Source organism: Mycobacterium sp. NPDC003449 (genome assembly GCF_053588415.1).
In genome coordinates, this window is the sequence record NZ_JBSFPX010000027.1 from 1 (window position 1) to 15,147 (window position 15,147).

Here is a 15,147-nt window from a genome sequence, read left to right on the forward strand (position 1 = left end):
CCCATAAGTCACATAAGCAACATGCCTGGCAAATCCCAGTGTCACACAACGACACGCCGATCACCCAGGAAATAAGTGCGGCTGTAGTACTAGGAGCCTGCTCAGCGAAACGCGGCCAGATGCTCTGTGGCCCACTGCCGGTACGTGCGCCCGGGCCGGCCGGTGATGCGTTCGGCCGATCGCGTCGCCGCATCGCCGTCGAACGGCAGGTCCGCCCAGTAATCGAGTAGCGCGTCGATGACCGGCGCGGGAACGTGATTCGCCAGGTGTGCGGCGGCCTGCTCCCGGCTCGGCTCGCGATATTCGAGCTCCCGCCCGAGCAGGTCTCCGAGCACGCCGAGTTGCTCGCGGAAGGTCAGCAGTTCGGGTCCGCCCAACGGGATGATCGAGCCGTCGAGTTGGTTCGTCACGAGCGCGAGTTCGGCGACGTCGACGATATCCTCGGGGTGGATCACGTCGAGTCTGGCGTCCCAGCAGGCCTGCTCGACGGGAACTCCGGAGCGGATGAACGAGCTCCAGCCGAGCGTCATCGAAGCGAACCCACCCGGCCGAAGCACCGTGGTGCCGAAACCGGTTCCCGCCAAGGACTTTTCGACAGTCGCGTGATGCTGCGCCAGCGCGTTGGTTTCGGCGTCCGCCAGCTCGACCGAGTCCGAGGACAGCAGCACGATGTGCCGGACATCTGCCCGCTCCGCACTGTCGACGAACTGCCCGATCGCGGCCGGCTCGGCGTAGAGGAAGATCCGGTCGACGTCTTTCAGTGCGTCATCGAAGGTGTCGGGTGCGGTCAGGTCCAGTGTGACGGTCTCGACATCGGGCTGCCCGGCCCGCGCGGGGTTGCGGCTGCCCGCCCGGACCGGATGGCCCGCCGCGGACAGCCTGCGCACCAGGCTCGCTCCGATGGCGCCCGTCGCTCCGGTGATCAGTGTGGTCACGTGTTCCTTTCCCGGTGCCGCGCGCGCGGCCGACGACGACAAGGCTAGGGCGAATCGTGCAACGAAACAAGACTTGAGTCCGACTTCGTTGCATAACAGCAGGTGAATTACCGTGCCGCGTCAGGCAGTGCGCCGACGAGTACGAGGTCGAGCAGGGCGGCCAGGTCGGCACCGAGGTCGATGACAGGAGGTTCGGCCGCCACCCATCGCGCCATCGCCGACACGTAACCGAGGCCGAGCAGCCGGCCGACGTGATCGGGGTGAACGGACGGCCGGAGGACGGCTTCGGACTCGTTGGTGAGAGCGGTGAGATCCAGTGCGACAGGGTGATCGACGAGCAGCGTCGTGTGCTGGAGCGTGGGGGGCACGAGGGCGCACATTTCGGCTCGGGCGGCGGAGTTCAGCTTGGCCAGGGTGGCGAGGTAGGAGCCGAGCACCTCGCGAAGCGCCCGTCCCGCAGGCCCGTCGATCCGCGCGGCTCGCGCGGCCTCTTCGCGCCGTCGACGCATCCATTCTTCGAGGAAGAGCGTCTTCCGCGGGAAGTGCTTGAAGACGGTGCTGCGTGAGTGGCCGGACCGTTGGGCGATGTCGTCCATCGAGACGGCATCGAAGCCGCGCTCGACGAAAAGCGCGATGGCGGCCTCGTAGACGCGGTCGCGCCGCTCGACTCGCTTCACGGTCCGCCTGGTGGGCTCCGGGCGCGGCGCTCGTCGTCGAGGTGCTCCGGCGGCGGGCTCAGAGCTGCCGAGATCCATAACTGCCCAGTGAAGCACGAGCAGAAATGGGGTGGCGTCAGCGGTAGAGGTGCACCGGGTGATGCGTGCCCTGCTCGATGCGCGCCGAGGCCTCGTGCAGGAGATCTGCCCCCAGGGCGATCAGCGCCCTGGCCGCCGCGATCTCCTCGCCGATCATCGGCGCGCTGGGATCTCTCGGGTTGCGGTAGGCGTCCCCGGTGGTGGCCATGGTGTCATCGCGCAGATGCGCCCGGGCCGAGGCGTGGGTGTGGACGTCGTCCTCGGAGAACACGATCTCGACCATCCACTTGTTGGACAAATCCTTGTCGTACATGGCGATCAACCTCCATGTTCAAGGGTGCACCGCCGGCTCGTCGCTGACAACATCCGGACCGCCGGCATCCGACGGGACGCCGGCCTCCTCGATATCCCTGCGGTTGGTCTCCGGCCCGTAGGCCAGGGCGACCAGGGTGACCGCGGTCAGCAGCGCGAGATAGGCGACGATGATCCACCAGTGCCCGAACGCCGCGATCAGCGCCGTCGCGATCAACGGCAGGAATCCGCCGGCCAGCACCGAGCCGATCTCGCGGGCGAACGCGAAGCCCGAGAGCCGGGTGCGGGTGTCAAACAGCTCGGCGTAGTAGGCCGCCTGGGGCGCGAGCATCGCCGGGTAGAGGATGCCGAGACCGACCACGAAGCCCACGATCAGCAGCGCCGGGCTCAGTGATTCGAGCATGAGGAAGAACGGCACCAGCCACAGCACCGATACCAGCGCGCCGCAGGCGTAGACCGGCCGCCTGCCGATCCGGTCGCTGACGTGGGCCCACACCGGGATGGCGCCGATCTGCACCGCGGAGGCGATCACCACCGCCAGCAGGGTGGTACTGCTGGGCACACCGAGATTGTTGACCGCGAAGCCCACCGCGAACACCGGGAAGAGATAGGCGAAACCGTTCTCGGCCAGCCGGGACCCGACCACCACCAGGAAGTTGCGCGGATTGCGCCGGATGGCTTCCAGAACCGGGATCTTGGTCTCCTCGACGGCGCCGTGGGCTTCGGCCGCCACCGCGTTCTCATAGGCCTTGGTCTCGTCGATGTTGCGGCGGATGAAGTAGCCGACCACGAGCAAAACGGCACCGAGCAGGAACGGCACCCGCCACCCCCAGCTGTGGAAGGCATCGTCGGGCAGCAGCGTCGCGAGCTGGAAGACCCCGGTGGACAGCAGGGTCGCGATAGCGAATCCCGTTGGCGCCCAGGCGCCTGCCATACCGCGTCGGTTCTGGTCGCCGTGCTCGACGGAGAGCACCACCGCGCCCGCGTATTCGCCGCCCGCCCCGAAGCCCTGCAGCAGCCGCAGCAGGATCAGCAGCACCGGCGCGAGCACGCCGATCGCGTCGTAGTTCGGCAGCACACCGATGAGCGTGGTGGCCACGCCCATCAGCACGATCGTGAAGACCAGCATGCGCTTTCGCCCGACCCGGTCCCCCATGTTGCCCAGCACGATGCCGCCGAGCGGCCGGGCCAGAAAGCCCACCGCGTAGGACGCGAACGCCGCCAGGGTGCCGACCGTGGGGCTGGCACCGGGGAAGAACTGCGAGTTGAGCACCAGCGCGGCGGCCGTGCCGTAGATCAGGAAGTCGTACCACTCGAGCGTGGTGCCGACCAGCGCCGCGATACCCGCCTTGCGGGCCTGGTTGGGGGCACTACTCATGACATGGGCTCCTTTGCCGGGGAATTCAGTTGTGTCGCCTGCGCAGTACCGCGCCGCGCTGGACGGGGCCGACGAGTGCGGCGTACTGGCCGAGCCAGCCGCGTTCGGGATGTTCACCGGCCGCCCGCACCGGATCGCCGATGCGCGCCGGGCTGCTGTCGATCCGCCGGGCATCGAGATCGATCGTGACGGTGTCGCCGTCTTGCAGACCTGCCAACGGTCCACCGTCGGCGGCTTCCGGCATGACCTGGCCGACCACCAGTCCGTGGTTCAGGCCGGACAGCTCACCGTCGGTCACCACCGCGACGTGGCCACCCAGCCCGGCGCCGTTCAGCGCGGCGACGAAACTGGCCGCGAAGACGGTACCCGGTCCGCCGCGTGGACCCATCCCGCGCAGCACGATGACGTCGCCACGCCGGATCCGGCCGTCGCCCAGCGCCGCGATGGCATCGTCCTCGCCGACGAAAACATTTGCCGGTCCGGAGAATTGGCGACGGGTGGTCTTGCCGACCCCGGCCACCTTGACGATCGATCCGTCCGGGGCCAGCGAGCCGCGCAGGATGATCAGCCCGGGTTCGTCGTTGACCGGATCCTCGAGCGTGTGCAGCACGTCGCCGTCCGCCTGGCGGGCCCGGCCGGCGCGCTCGGCGACGGTGCCGCCGTCGACGGTGAGCGCGTCGCCGTGCAGCCGGGGCAGCAGCGTGCGCATCACGGTCTGGATCCCGCCGATCCCGTCGAGATCCCACACCTGGTGTGTTCCGTTGGGCCGGATCGCGGCCAGCTGCACCGCATCCCCGCCGTGCTTCTCGAACAGCCCCACCACGTCGAGGTCGAGATCGGCCTCGGCGCAGACCGCGGCCAGGTGACGGATGCAGTTGACCGATCCGCCGAGCGCCAGCGCCACCTCGATCGCGTTCTCGACCGACTTCTCGGTGATGATCTGCCGGGCGGTGAGGTTCTCGGTCACCATCGCCACGATGCGGTGTCCGGCGGCGGTCGCGTTGGCCAGCATGTGCTCCGAATTCGCCCGGGTCGGTGCCGATCCCGCGACCGTCATGCCGAGGGCCTCGGCCAGGCAGTGCATGGTGTTGGCGGTGGCCAGGCCCGCGCACACGCCGGGTCCCTCGATCGCGTGATCGGCCAGATCGCCCAGCTGGTCGACGGACATGCTGCCGTCGGCGAGGGCGCCGACCGACTCGTAGACGGTGTCGATGTCCACCGAGCACCCGCTCCAGGTGCCGCCGCGCTGGTACCCGCCGACCACCACGATGGCGGGCAGGTCGAGGCGGGCCGCGGCCATCAGATGCGCGGGCGTGGTCTTGTCGCACGAGGACAGGAACACGATGCCGTCGAGCACCGCGCCTTCGACGGCCGCCTCGACGTCGTTGACGATCAGGTCGCGGGTCGGCATCAGGTAGCGGGCCTTGCGGCCCGCACTTGTGACGAAATCGCTTGGCGCGGTGGTGCGGATCTCGAACGGCAGGCCGCCCGCCTCGCGCACCGCATCGGCGACGCGCACCGCCACATCGTCGAGATGGGCGAAACACACCGAGAGTCTGGAGGAGGTGTTGACGATGGCGATCTTGGGCTTCTGCTGGTCGGGCCAGCTGATTCCCATGGCGCTCCACTGCGCGCGCCGCACCGCCCACCGGGTACTGCCCGGCGTGAAGTTGCTGCGCAGCTCCCCTGGCGCCGTGGCGCGTTCGAAGTTGTCGGTCACCGGACTTCCTGCCTTTCCTGGGGCTGCAGTGCGCTCCCGTTCGCGGCCATCCGGGCCTGGATGTCGCGGGGAGCCAGGTCGCGGTAGGCGGTGTCGCGGTCCAGTGAGAGCACCGTGGCCACCGCAGCGGCGTGGCCGTATTCGAAGCACTGGGCCGTCACCCGCGCCGACGCAAGGGCCTGGTGCTCGGCGCTCAGGCAGCGGCCGGCGACGATGATGTTCTCGCCGCGCACCGGCACCAGCGTGCCGTATGGCACGTCGTAGTAGTCGTCGAGAAGCCAGTGCAGTTTCGGCTTTTCGCCGTCGTGCAGTTCGATCGGCCACGGCGAGCGGCAGATGCTGTCGTCGCGCTTGGTGCCGTCGACGACGTCGCCGTCGCGCAGCGTCTCGATGCCCTCGACGGTCCGGGTCTGGCGGATCCCGGCCTCGACACCGGTGTCGACGACGAACGACCGGGCGCAGCCCGGCACCGCTTCGGCGAGGAACCGCGCGTACGCGCGGACCTGGCGCCGTCCCTCGACCTCGGCGATGGTGAAGTCCGCCGGGTCGATCACGTTGAGCATCCGGCCATCGGGTGCGGTCAGCCGGGTCGCGTTGACCAGCAGCTCGCCGGGCCGGGAGGTGTCGAAGATCCAGATCTTGTTCCTGGGCAGGTCGGCACCGCCGGTGCGGGCCGCGCCGATGGCGTCGGAAACCCATGGCGGGCAAATGGTGTCGGGCCCCCAGGCGGTCCAGAACGCCTCCCGGTCGACATTGCCGAGGCGGAAGAACATGGTGGGGTTCTGGATCCGCCCGTCGGCACCGAACCGGTAGGAACCGCCACCGCGTGCGACCACCGCGCCGTCACCGGAGGCGTCGATCACCCGCGCCGCACGGATCAGCCCCACCCCGGCGTTGGATGCGACCACCAGGCCCCGGTACGCGTCCCCGTCCATCAGCACGTCGATCACCCCGGTGTGGAACAGCACCCGCACGCCCGCCGCGGCGAGCAGGTGGTCGGCCACCTCGCGCCAGACCAGCGGATCGTGCGCCGCGGTGAAGGTCTTGCCGTAGGGCTGCGGTGCCGTCAGGCCGTCGCGCACGCTCAGCTCGCCTGCGAACCGCTCGGTGAAGCCGTGCACGACCTGCTCGGGCCGCCCGCCACCGTCGGTGGCGAGGTACATCCCGCAGATGGTTCCCGACATGCCCGCCACGGCCGCCCCACCGGCGAACCCGTATTTCTCCACCACGAGGACCGACGCACCGGATTCGGCGGCGACCGTGGCGGCGGCGACACCGGCCGCCCCCGCCCCCACCACCACGATGTCGACATCGGCCACCACCGGAATCCGGCGCTCGTCGATACCCGTCTCCAGCCGCCATGCAACCGATATATTGGTCATATGTGGACCGTACATCCACTGTCGCGATACTGTCTAGCCGGGCGGAAGGGGGAATATGGACGGGACACTCCAGAGCACCCGGAACAAGAGCGAGCAGGCCTTCGTCGCGGTCGAGCGGATGATCGTGCTCGGCGAGATCGCCCCGGGCAGCCTGGTGTCGGAGAAACAGCTGATGGACCTGACCGGCCTGGGCCGCACCCCGGTACGGGAGGCGCTGCAGCGGCTGTCCCGTGAGCGGCTCGTCGAGATCCACCCCAACCGCGGCGTGCTCGTGCCCGCCACCTCCGTCGAGGCGCAGTTGAAGCTGCTCGAACTGCGCCGCACGCTCGAGCCGTTCGCCGTGCGGCTGGCCGCCTCCCGGGCGACCGATGCCCAACGGCGCACGGCCCGCGAACTGGCCGACGACATCATCGGCGGCTACAAGTCCGTCGGCGACTTCTCGATCTTCTTGCGCAGCGCGCATGCCCTCGTGGTGGCCGCCACCCACAACGAGTACGTCGAAGTGGCGATGGCGCCGCTGCAGGGGCTGTCCCGGCGGTTCTGGTTCGGGCATCTCGGCGATCCACCCGAGGACCTGCGCCGGGCTGCCCGGCTGCACCACGACATCCTGGCCGCGATCGCCGACGGTGCGGCCGACGCGGCCCATGCCGCGTCAATCGCATTGAGCGACTATCTGTTCGACTTCACCTACGCGACCCTGCCCGGCCGCGACCAGCCACAGGCGTAAATTTTCCGCTGCGCACCGCCCGAAACTCCATCGTGCCCCCCCTTCACCGCATAAGGTCGAGGTGCCACAGGTTTTCGCCAATGAGAGGCTTCGACATGCCCAACGGCAAACCCAACATTCTGGTCATTTGGGGTGACGACATCGGGATCAGCAACCTGAGCTGCTACAGCGACGGGCTGATGGGCTACCGGACCCCCAACATCGACCGCATCGCCGATGAGGGTATGCGGTTCACCGATTCCTACGGAGAGCAAAGCTGCACGGCCGGCCGGGCGGCATTCATCAGTGGGCAGAGCGTCTACCGCACCGGGATGAGCAAAGTCGGCGTCCCCGGGGTCGACATCGGCTGGGCCGCAGAGGATCCGACCATCGCCGAGCTGCTCAAACCGCTGGGCTACGCGACCGGTCAGTTCGGCAAAAATCATTTCGGCGATCTCAACAAGTATCTCCCGACCGTGCACGGCTTCGACGAGTTCTACGGCAACCTCTACCACCTCAACGCCGAGGAGGAGCCGGAGAACTTCGACTACCCGCACGAGGACCGGTACCCGCGGCTCTACCAGCTGGCCAAACCACGTGGTGTGCTCAAATGCAAAGCCACCACCGAGGTGTCAGCGGAACCCGACGACCCCAAGTTCGGGCCGGTGGGCAAGCAGACCATCACCGACACCGGCCCGCTCAACACCCAGCGGATGGAGACCATCGACGAGGACATCGCCGACGCCACGGTCGACTACATCACGCGTCAGCATGCGGAGGGCAATCCGTTCTTCGTGTGGTGCAACTTCACCCACATGCACCTCTACACCCACACCAAACCGGAGAGCCGCGGACAGGCCGGGCTGTGGCAGTCGCCGTACCACGACACCATGATCGACCATGATCGCAACGTCGGGACGGTGCTGAACGTGCTCGACGAGCTCGGCATCGCCGAGGACACCATCGTCATCTACTCCACCGACAACGGCCCGCACCGCAACACCTGGCCCGACGGCGGCACCACACCGTTCCGCAGCGAGAAGAACACCAACTGGGAAGGTGCTTTCCGGGTACCCGAGCTGATCCGCTGGCCCGGGAAGATCAAGGCCGGCAGCGTCTCCAACGAGATCATCCAGCACCACGACTGGCTGCCGACCCTGTTGGCCGCTGCCGGTGATCCCGACATCGCGGAGAAGCTCAAGAATGGCCACACAGCAGGGGCCGACGGCGAAACCGAATACAAGGTCCATATCGACGGGTTCAACCTGCTGCCGTATCTGACCGGTGAGGTCGACACCAGCCCCAGACGCGGGTTCTTCTACTTCTCCGACGACGGGGACCTGGTGGCGCTGCGGTTCGAGAACTGGAAGATCGTCTTCTCCGAACAACGTTGCCAGGGCACCCTTCGGGTCTGGGCCGAACCATTCACACCGCTGCGGGTGCCCAAGCTGTTCAACCTGCGCACCGACCCGTACGAATACGCCGACATCACCTCGAACACGTATTACGAGTGGCTGCTGCGCCATGACTTCTTCGTGTTCTACGCGACCGCGATGGCGACCAAGTTCCTGGAGACGTTCAAGGAGTTCCCACCCCGGCACGCACCGGCGAGCTTCAGCGTCGACCAGGCGGTAGCGAAACTCCACGAATTCCTGGCAAAGGACTGAAGCATGCCGAACGGAAAGCCGAACATCCTGGTCATCTGGGGTGACGACATCGGGATCTGGAACCTCAGTTGCTACAGCCGAGGCATGATGGGATACCAGACCCCCAACATCGACCGGATCGCCGACGAGGGAATGCTTTTCACCGACTCATACGGTGAGCAGAGCTGCACGGCCGGGCGCGCGTCGTTCATCACCGGACAGAGCGTCTACCGCACCGGGATGAGCAAGGTGGGTATGCCGGGCGTCGACGTCGGGTTGCAGAAAGAGGACCCGACGATCGCCGAGCTGCTCAAGCCCATGGGTTACGCCACCGGACAATTCGGCAAGAACCACCTGGGCGATTTGAACAAGTATCTGCCGACGGCACACGGGTTCGACGAGTTCTTCGGCAATCTCTACCACCTCAACGCCGAGGAGGAGCCCGAGCACGAGGACTATCCCACCGAGGAAGAGGCGCCCCTGCTCCGCAAGGCGCTGCTCCCCCGTGGTGTCATCCATTCCTGGGCCACCGACCAGGATTCCGGTGAGGTCGACCCGCGGTACGGGCCGGTCGGCAAGCAGCGCATCGAGGACACCGGGCCGCTGACGAAGAAGCGGATGGAAACCGTCGACGATGAAACCACGTCAGCCTGTGTGGATTTCATCCAACGACAGCACGAGTCGGACACCCCGTTCTTCGTCTGGATGAACGCGACCCACATGCATTTCCGGACCCACACCAAGCCGGAGAGCAAGGGCCAGGCCGGACGCTGGCAGTCCTCCTACCACGACACCATGATCGACCACGACGGCCACGTCGGGAAACTGCTGGACCTGATCGACGAACTCGGCATCGCCGAGGACACCATCGTCATCTACTCCACCGACAACGGCCCGCACGCCAACAGCTGGCCGGATGGTGCCACGACACCGTTCCGCAGCGAGAAGAACACCAACTGGGAGGGTGCCTTCCGCATCCCCGAGATGATCCGCTGGCCCGGAAAGATCAAGGCCGGCAGCGTGTCCAACGAGATCGTCCAGCACCACGACTGGCTGCCGACCTTCGTCGCGGCCGCCGGTGACCCGGACATCGTGGAGAAGCTCAAGAAGGGCTACCAGGCGGGCGCCGACGGGAAAACCGAATACAAGGTTCACATCGACGGGTACAACCTGCTGCCCTATCTGACCGGCGAGGTCGACAAATCCCCTCGGCGCGGGATGATCTACTTCTCCGACGACGGCGATGTTCTGGGGGTCCGCGCGGACAACTGGAAGGTCGTGTTCATGGAGCAGCGCTGCCAGGGCACCCTTGAGGTGTGGTTCGAACCGTTCACCAAACTGCGCGCGCCCAAGCTGTTCAACCTGCGCACCGACCCGTTCGAACACGCCGATGTCACGTCGAACACCTACTGGGACTGGGTGATCGACCGTCTGTACCTGATGTTCTACGCGGGGGCGATCGTCAATCAGTTCCTGGAAACCTTCAAAGAGTTCCCGCCCCGCCAGGAGCCCGCGTCCTTCACCATCAACCATGCGGTCGAAGAGCTGGAGAAGTTCTTGGCCACCCGGGGCGGCTGACCGTGCCGGACCTCGACTCCTGGACCGACGGGTCCACGAAGTCGGCGATCGTCGATTTCGTGGACCGGGCCCGCGCCGAGGTGGCGCCCGAGGAACGGGTCGCCGTGTTCGACAACGACGGCACGCTGTGGGTCGAGAAGCCGGCCTACATCCAGCTCGACTTCCTGGTGCGCAGGCTGGCCGAACAGGCCGCCGCCGACCCCGCGCTGGCCGCCCGCCAGCCCTACACCGCGGCCGCGTCGGGCGATCTCGGCTGGTTCGGCGACGCGGTCACCAAACACTACAACGGTGACGACTCGGCCCTCAAAGTCCTGGCGGGCGGCATACTTTCGGCGTACGCCGGATTGTCGGTCGAAGAGCATGCCGACCAGATCATGGCGTTCTTCGCCGAAGCGCAGCACCCGACATTGGGACGTCCGTACACCGCGTGCGGCTACCGGCCGATGGTGGACCTACTGCGTTATCTGGAGACCAACGGCTTCACCAACTACATCGTCTCCGGCGGCGGCCGGGACTTCATGCGCCCGGTCACGACGTCGATGTACGGCATCCCGCCGGAACGGGTGATCGGCAGCTCGGTGGGGCTGGATTTCGCCGACGGCCAGCTCAAAACGACCGCCACACCGGAGTTCCTGAACGACGGCCCGGTCAAGGCGGTACGCATCTGGGGGCGGGTGGGGCGCAGACCGATCTTCGCGGTGGGCAACTCCAACGGCGATATCGAGATGCTCGAGTACACCGCGGCGGGCGGTGGCCCGTCGCTGAGTCTGCTGGTCCGCCACGACGACGCCGAGCGCGAATTCGATTACACCGCAGGCGCGGAGAAGGCGCTGGGGCTCGCCGCCGACCGGGGCTGGCCGGTCGCGAGCATGCGTGACGATTGGACCGGGGTCTTTGACTGAGGGCGCCCGGTCATCGTCGACTCTGCGTCCGGGGCGCGCCTGTGCGAGTGATCCCCGCCCTCACCGCAGGCTCGACGCATGACGACCACCGATCTGGTCCGGATTCCGGCGCAGACCACCATCCTCGGCTCTGACACGCACTACCCCGAGGAGGCGCCGGCCCGGCGGGTCGACACCGACGGGTTCTGGATCCAGCGCCATCAGGTCACCAACTCCGAATTCGCCGAGTTTTCGGCCGCCACCGGCTATCTCACCGTCGCCGAGCGGCCGGTCGACCCCGACGACTTCCCCGGCGCTCCACCGGAGAACCTGGTACCGGGGTCCATGGTGTTCCGCCGCACGCCGGGCCCGGTGGACCTGCGCCACATCAACCTGTGGTGGGCGTGGACCCCTGGGGCCTGCTGGAATCACCCACGCGGGCCCAGGTCCTCGCTCACCGGCCGGGCGGATCATCCGGTGGTGCACATCGCCTACCAGGATGCGCAGGCGTATGCCGGCTGGGCCGGTCTGGAGCTGCCCACCGAGGCCGAGTGGGAGACCGCGGCCCGCGGCGGGCTCTCGGGCGCGGCCTACACCTGGGGCGACGAACCGGAGCGGCCCGGGCAGCGGCTGGCCAATTACTGGCACGGCGAGTTTCCCTACCTCCCCGACACCGGCTATGGCACCACCAAACCGGTGGGCAGTTTCGAGCCCAACGGGTACGGGCTGTTCGACATGGCGGGCAACGTGTGGGAATGGACCACCGACTGGTACGGCGCCGACCGCGACACCCGGCCCTGCTGCGCCGCGGAGAGCTACGATCCGGACCAGCCGCAGTTCGAGATCGGCCGCAGGGTGATCAAGGGCGGATCGTTCCTGTGCGCCGACAGCTACTGCATGCGGTACCGGCCCGCCGCCCGCCGGCCGCAGATGATCGACACCGGCATGAGCCACATCGGGTTTCGCTGCGTCAAACGCTGAACCCCGGCACCACCAAGCGGCGCAACATCTCCTGTTCGGTTTCCTCGTCGGCGCCCGGCCAGACCAGCAGCGAGAGCACCAACCGCACGATCCAGGCCGCAGCGACCGGATCGTCCTCGGCCAACCCGTTGAGTTCGGTGGGGAACGCGGCCAGCCGTGGAGGCCGAATGGCTGGTGCGCCGGTTGAGCCGGCTACCGCTGCAGTGCGGGTGAGATCAGGCCGGCTGTGCTTCGACGACGATGCTGTCGTCGTCGACGAACACCAGACCGCCTTCGTCGAGGTTGACGGCCCACCTGCGGGCCGGCCCGACGATCCGCTCGCCGGCGACCTCGACCGCGGTTCCCGCGAGATCGGCGAAATCTTCGACGACGATGCCGTGGAGTTCCTGATCGCTGCCCGGATAGACCACCACCCGGCTGTCCACAGCAATGTCCCCGGCAACGTCCTCAGGTCCGCTTCCGTTAACCTCCGCGGCTACATCTTTCGACATTTCGCACCTCCCCAATTGCTGACGCGTGCAACCGAGTACACCACATACGTCGGCAATAGGCTCGTTTTCGTTTCATTCCGACAGCCACACGATCCATAGGCCTCAAGCAAATATACAAATTGACGAATGAATCCCCATCAGGCAAATGCGTCACAGTGCCGTCGGTGGCGCGATGTCGGTCACACTTACCTTTTGCCCGACGCCATCGATCATTGCCGTTCAGGCAACTGTCGCGAAATTCGCCATGACTGTCATCATGCCGGTGAACTGCGGATCTAACGTTGCTGACTGCGCGAAGGCGAACGCTGACCGGTTCGGCACAAAAATCGGCCGCAGCCACAGTGACACACACCACACCGCCGTTGGTTAGGGTTGCAACACGTTCTAGTGAGGAGGCCGGTGAGCAATCCAGTAAGCCCGCAGTCGTCCGACGCCGTACTGGTCACCGGCGCGTTCGGGTTGGTCGGTTCGGCGGTCGTCAAGACCCTGGCCGCGGCAGGCCGCCGCGTCGTCGCGACCGATCTCGACGTGCCGGCCAACCGCAAGGCGGCGGCAGGCCTGCCCGCTTCGGTCGCGGTGCACTGGGCCGACCTGACCGATCCGGCCGCCGTCGACGCACTGGTGGCTGACGTCTCCCCCGCCGCGATCGTCCACCTGGCCGCGATCATCCCGCCGTTCTGCTATCGGCGCCGCGGGCTCGCCCGCAGGGTCAACGTGGACGCCACCGCATCGCTGCTGCGCGCGGCCGAGGCCCGGCCCAGCCCGCCCCGGTTCGTCCAGGCCTCCAGCGTCGCGGTCTACGGCGCCCGCAATCCGCACCGCATCGACGACGTGCTGACGCCCGACACCCCGACCGATCCGTCCGACATCTACGGCGCGCACAAGGTCGAGGCCGAGGGCCTGGTCCGGGCGTCCACGCTGGATTGGTTGATCCTGCGCCTCGGCGGCGTGATGAGCTCCGAGTTCAGCCTCGACATGGACGTCGACCTGATCTCGTTCGAGAGCGTGCTGCCCGCCGACGGGCGGCTGCAGACCGTCGATGTGCGCGACGTCGCGGCGGCCTTCGCGGCGGCCACCACGGTGCCGGCCGAGACCGCCAACCACGAGGTGCTGCTGATCGGCGGCGATCCCGAAACCCACCGGCACACCCAGTCCGCGGTCGGATCGCAGGCGGCCGCCGCGATGGGAATCAAGGGCGGGCTGCCGCTCGGCAGGCCGGGCAACCCGGACGACGACGCCGCCGCCTGGTTCTCGACCGATTGGATGGACACCCGCCGCGCCCAGGAGGTCCTCGGGTTCCAGCGGCACTCCTGGCCCCGGCTGCTGGCCGACACCAGGGCCAACACCGGATGGAAGCGTGTCCCGATCGGCCTGGCCGCACTGCTGATCCGCGGATTCCTGCGGTCGAAGTCGGCCTACAAGGACCATCCCGGGCGCTACGCCGACGTCTGGAACGCCATCGGTGCGAAGTGGGGCGACCCGAGCCCGGATCGGAGCCGGCCATGAGCACACGACGCGGCGCGCCGCACGTCACGAAGCCACCCTCGTTCGCCGGTAAGCAGACCATCGTCACCGGCGCCGGATCCGGGATCGGCGCGGCGCTGTGTCGCGCCCTGGTGGCCGCCGGGGCCGAGGTGTTGTGCACCGATATCGACGAGGACGCGGCCGCCCGTACCGCCGATCCGCTCGGCGCACCGTCGCAGCGCCTCGACGTGACCGATGCGGGCGCGGTGGCGGCCGCGGTCGACGGCATGGTCGAGCGGTCCGGCCGGCTCGACCTGATGTTCAACAACGCGGGCATCGTGTGGGGCGGGGACACCGAGCTGCTGACCCTGGACCAGTGGAACGCCATCATCGACGTCAACGTGCGCGGTGTGGTGCACGGGGTGGCCGCGGCCTATCCGCAGATGATCCGGCAGGGCCACGGCCATATCGTCAACACCGCGTCGATGGCCGGACTGGCCGCAGCCGGACAGCTCACCAGCTATGTGATGACCAAACACGCCGTGGTCGGGCTCTCGCTGGCACTGCGCTCGGAGGCCGCCGCACACGGCGTCGGGGTGCTCGCGGTGTGCCCGGCCGCGGTCGAGACCCCGATCCTGGACAAGGGCGCGGTCGGCGGGTTCATCGGCCGCGACTATTTCCTGCAGGGCCAGGGCGTGAAGACCGCCTACGACGCCGACCGGCTGGCCGCCGACACCCTGCGCGCGATCGAGCGGAACAAGGCGATCCTGGTCAAACCCCGTCGCGCCCACGCCTCATGGGTGTTCGCCCGCCTGGCGCCCGGCCTGCTGCAACGGGTGTCGGTGCGGTTCGTCGCGACGCAGCGGGCCCGCCAGGCCCGCGCCTGACCCCGTTCCGGCGCCCGCCCGGTTAAGGTCA

At 67.7% G+C, this 15,147-nt stretch carries 15 protein-coding genes; 7 read left to right on the plus strand and 8 right to left on the minus strand.

The genetic code is table 11. From position 1 onward, the window contains the following. Positions 1 to 101 precede the first annotated feature (101 nt). From ACWDTP_RS10175 to ACWDTP_RS10200, 6 genes are all read right to left on the minus strand, one after another. Complete coding sequence (locus tag ACWDTP_RS10175) at positions 102 to 935, minus strand: NAD(P)H-binding protein (RefSeq protein WP_450019145.1); 834 nt, start codon at positions 933 to 935, stop codon at positions 102 to 104. 107 nt (positions 936 to 1,042) lie between these two features. Beyond that, on the minus strand, positions 1,043 to 1,612 hold the full coding sequence (locus ACWDTP_RS10180; RefSeq protein WP_450019147.1) for a TetR/AcrR family transcriptional regulator: 570 nt from the start codon (positions 1,610 to 1,612) through the stop codon (positions 1,043 to 1,045). Between the two features lie 115 nt (positions 1,613 to 1,727). Next, a complete protein-coding gene (locus ACWDTP_RS10185) occupies positions 1,728 to 2,003 on the minus strand; it encodes a dsRBD fold-containing protein (RefSeq protein WP_450019149.1) in 276 nt (91 codons plus the stop codon). Positions 2,004 to 2,021: 18 nt separating this feature from the next. Further along, positions 2,022 to 3,380 (minus strand): MFS transporter, encoded by a 1,359-nt coding sequence (locus ACWDTP_RS10190; protein ID WP_450019151.1) that lies wholly within the window; start codon positions 3,378 to 3,380, stop codon positions 2,022 to 2,024. A 25-nt stretch (positions 3,381 to 3,405) separates the two neighbouring features. After that, the gene (locus ACWDTP_RS10195) at positions 3,406 to 5,100 is read right to left on the minus strand and encodes a dihydroxy-acid dehydratase domain-containing protein (RefSeq protein WP_450019153.1); all 1,695 of its coding nucleotides are present in this window, start codon (positions 5,098 to 5,100) and stop codon (positions 3,406 to 3,408) included. Continuing rightward, complete coding sequence (locus ACWDTP_RS10200) at positions 5,097 to 6,482, minus strand: FAD-dependent oxidoreductase (protein ID WP_450019155.1); 1,386 nt, start codon at positions 6,480 to 6,482, stop codon at positions 5,097 to 5,099. Before ACWDTP_RS10200 ends, ACWDTP_RS10195 begins: the two co-directional genes overlap by 4 nt. Positions 6,483 to 6,537: 55 nt before the next feature. Between ACWDTP_RS10200 and ACWDTP_RS10205 the strand changes: the two genes are divergently transcribed. The 5 genes from ACWDTP_RS10205 (at position 6,538) to ACWDTP_RS10225 (ending at position 12,274) form a co-directional block, all read left to right on the plus strand. Then, positions 6,538 to 7,209 (plus strand): GntR family transcriptional regulator, encoded by a 672-nt coding sequence (locus tag ACWDTP_RS10205; protein ID WP_450019157.1) that lies wholly within the window; start codon positions 6,538 to 6,540, stop codon positions 7,207 to 7,209. Positions 7,210 to 7,304: 95 nt separating this feature from the next. Next, on the plus strand, positions 7,305 to 8,855 hold the full coding sequence (locus ACWDTP_RS10210) for an arylsulfatase (RefSeq protein ID WP_450019232.1): 1,551 nt from the start codon (positions 7,305 to 7,307) through the stop codon (positions 8,853 to 8,855). Between the two features lie 3 nt (positions 8,856 to 8,858). After that, on the plus strand, positions 8,859 to 10,412 hold the full coding sequence (locus tag ACWDTP_RS10215; protein WP_450019159.1) for an arylsulfatase: 1,554 nt from the start codon (positions 8,859 to 8,861) through the stop codon (positions 10,410 to 10,412). 2 nt (positions 10,413 to 10,414) lie between these two features. Further along, positions 10,415 to 11,314 (plus strand): HAD family hydrolase, encoded by a 900-nt coding sequence (locus ACWDTP_RS10220; RefSeq protein ID WP_450019161.1) that lies wholly within the window; start codon positions 10,415 to 10,417, stop codon positions 11,312 to 11,314. 78 nt (positions 11,315 to 11,392) lie between these two features. Beyond that, positions 11,393 to 12,274 (plus strand): formylglycine-generating enzyme family protein, encoded by an 882-nt coding sequence (locus ACWDTP_RS10225; RefSeq protein WP_450019163.1) that lies wholly within the window; start codon positions 11,393 to 11,395, stop codon positions 12,272 to 12,274. Here the strand turns inward: ACWDTP_RS10225 and ACWDTP_RS10230 are convergent. Beyond that, complete coding sequence (locus ACWDTP_RS10230) at positions 12,264 to 12,398, minus strand: hypothetical protein (RefSeq protein WP_450019165.1); 135 nt, start codon at positions 12,396 to 12,398, stop codon at positions 12,264 to 12,266. The genes ACWDTP_RS10225 and ACWDTP_RS10230 overlap by 11 nt on opposite strands. A gap of 91 nt (positions 12,399 to 12,489) precedes the next feature. Further along, on the minus strand, positions 12,490 to 12,699 hold the full coding sequence (locus tag ACWDTP_RS10235; RefSeq protein WP_450019166.1) for a hypothetical protein: 210 nt from the start codon (positions 12,697 to 12,699) through the stop codon (positions 12,490 to 12,492). Between the two features lie 465 nt (positions 12,700 to 13,164). Between ACWDTP_RS10235 and ACWDTP_RS10240 the strand changes: the two genes are divergently transcribed. Then, positions 13,165 to 14,271, plus strand: coding sequence for an NAD-dependent epimerase/dehydratase family protein (locus ACWDTP_RS10240; RefSeq protein WP_450019168.1), 1,107 nt, complete (start codon positions 13,165 to 13,167; stop codon positions 14,269 to 14,271). Next, entirely contained in the window at positions 14,268 to 15,116 is an 849-nt protein-coding gene (locus tag ACWDTP_RS10245; RefSeq protein ID WP_450019170.1) for an SDR family NAD(P)-dependent oxidoreductase, read from the plus strand. Before ACWDTP_RS10240 ends, ACWDTP_RS10245 begins: the two co-directional genes overlap by 4 nt. Positions 15,117 to 15,147: the final 31 nt, after the last annotated feature.

Coding starts and splice junctions, on each gene's coding strand:
- ACWDTP_RS10200 (WP_450019155.1), bottom strand. CDS start 6,482: ATGACCAATATATCGGTTGCATGGCGGCTGGAGACGGGTATCGACGAG.
- ACWDTP_RS10245 (WP_450019170.1), top strand. CDS start 14,268: ATGAGCACACGACGCGGCGCGCCGCACGTCACGAAGCCACCCTCGTTC.
- ACWDTP_RS10190 (WP_450019151.1), bottom strand. CDS start 3,380: ATGAGTAGTGCCCCCAACCAGGCCCGCAAGGCGGGTATCGCGGCGCTG.
- ACWDTP_RS10185 (WP_450019149.1), bottom strand. CDS start 2,003: ATGTACGACAAGGATTTGTCCAACAAGTGGATGGTCGAGATCGTGTTC.
- ACWDTP_RS10210 (WP_450019232.1), top strand. CDS start 7,305: ATGCCCAACGGCAAACCCAACATTCTGGTCATTTGGGGTGACGACATC.
- ACWDTP_RS10205 (WP_450019157.1), top strand. CDS start 6,538: ATGGACGGGACACTCCAGAGCACCCGGAACAAGAGCGAGCAGGCCTTC.
- ACWDTP_RS10225 (WP_450019163.1), top strand. CDS start 11,393: ATGACGACCACCGATCTGGTCCGGATTCCGGCGCAGACCACCATCCTC.
- ACWDTP_RS10215 (WP_450019159.1), top strand. CDS start 8,859: ATGCCGAACGGAAAGCCGAACATCCTGGTCATCTGGGGTGACGACATC.